The 1,332-nt window shown below is 51.4% G+C and carries 1 protein-coding gene; it reads right to left on the bottom strand.

Annotated features, from left to right (window positions below; genetic code table 11):
- On the bottom strand, positions 1–1,331 hold a 1,331-nt coding region (gene traD, locus RTW80_RS25330; RefSeq protein ID WP_312720807.1), incomplete at its 3' end, for a type IV conjugative transfer system coupling protein TraD.
- Between the last annotated feature and the right edge of the window lies 1 nt (position 1,332).

Below are 1,332 nucleotides of genomic sequence, written 5' to 3'. Positions count from 1 at the left end.
TCTTCCAGCTGGGCATAGGACTGGATACCAAACACATAACAGCCACCGAACTTACGGGCTTCCGGCAGGATCTCCACCAGATCCGGCAGTTTGTGTAACGTGGGTAACTCGTCACAGAAAAACCACACACGACGGTTACGGTTTTCTCCCATTGCCAGCAGACCACGAATAGCAATGGACAGCCACATGGAGATCACCGGCTTCAGGGAGGCATGGGTGTCGGCGTTCGACGAAATAAACAGCCAGCCGTTTTTCTGATCTTCCCGGACACCACGCATCCAGTCACGGATGGTGAAGGGCTCACCGTTATGCTCAATCCCCTGCAGGTAACGGATGGCTTTCACGTAGTTGGTCAGCACAGCACGGATGGATATGGCCGTTTTCTCGATTTTCTCTTCCACCAGGTTGGCCGCCGGTGAATTACGCAGGAAGGTACGCAGCTTTTCAATTTTGATGGAAAGCAGTGTGTCCACCAGTTTGCTGTAGCTGCGGTTGGGGTCATTACGCATCAGGTATGCCGCTTCCGCAAAAATGGTACGTCCTGAACCCTGCCAGAACGGGTCCTCTTTTGTCCCCATCGGGATCAGAGTATTTGCGGTATTATCAAAATCTGGCTGTGTCAGGCACTCCTTCCACAAATCCCAGGCAGCACAGCGTGCATCCAGCGGATTCAGGATTTTATCGATGGAGGGATCATAGTAACTTTTAACAAATTCCCCCGAACGGTCATAAATCACCACCATATCACCACGCTGACGGGCGTAGTTGGCCAGACGACGGATAACCTCCGACTTACCGGCCCCGACAGTGCCGTGCAGACAGAAGTTCTGGATTTCAGAATCCCGGATAATCGGCAGATCGCCAATCCGGATATCGGAATCCTTGCCATCTTTTTTCAGCATCCTGGCCACCTCTTTCGGATTGTCAGTCAGCTGACGACCACCTGTGATTTCATTTTCGCTCTGTTGTTTACCCTGACGCCCCAGAATCCAGGAGACAACAAAGAAGGTGATCAGGCAGATAACCAGGGCCACGACAGACGCCAGAACGAATGCCGACCATAACTGCTCACCGCACCAGATCATATATTTATCATGCAGTACCTGAGCCGCGTTCATCCGGAAGGTTTTGCCGTAATACTGGATCTCATAGACCGGCTGGGACCTGATTAAATCCCGCATGCCTTCCAGCGTGGTGCACCACCAGTAAATGCAGCCATTCACAAACGTCTGCCAGCTTATTTTTACCCATAAAACCAGACCAACTAGGATCCAGAACAAAATAAACAGGCAGTACAGTATGCTATTGGCGATCTGACTGACCATGCGGATC

The organism is Escherichia sp. AM3 (assembly GCF_032029835.1).
Classification (GTDB): domain Bacteria; phylum Pseudomonadota; class Gammaproteobacteria; order Enterobacterales; family Enterobacteriaceae; genus Escherichia; species Escherichia coli.
Note: the sequence above shows the minus strand (reverse complement) of the source record. Positions and strands in the feature narration are given on the sequence as shown.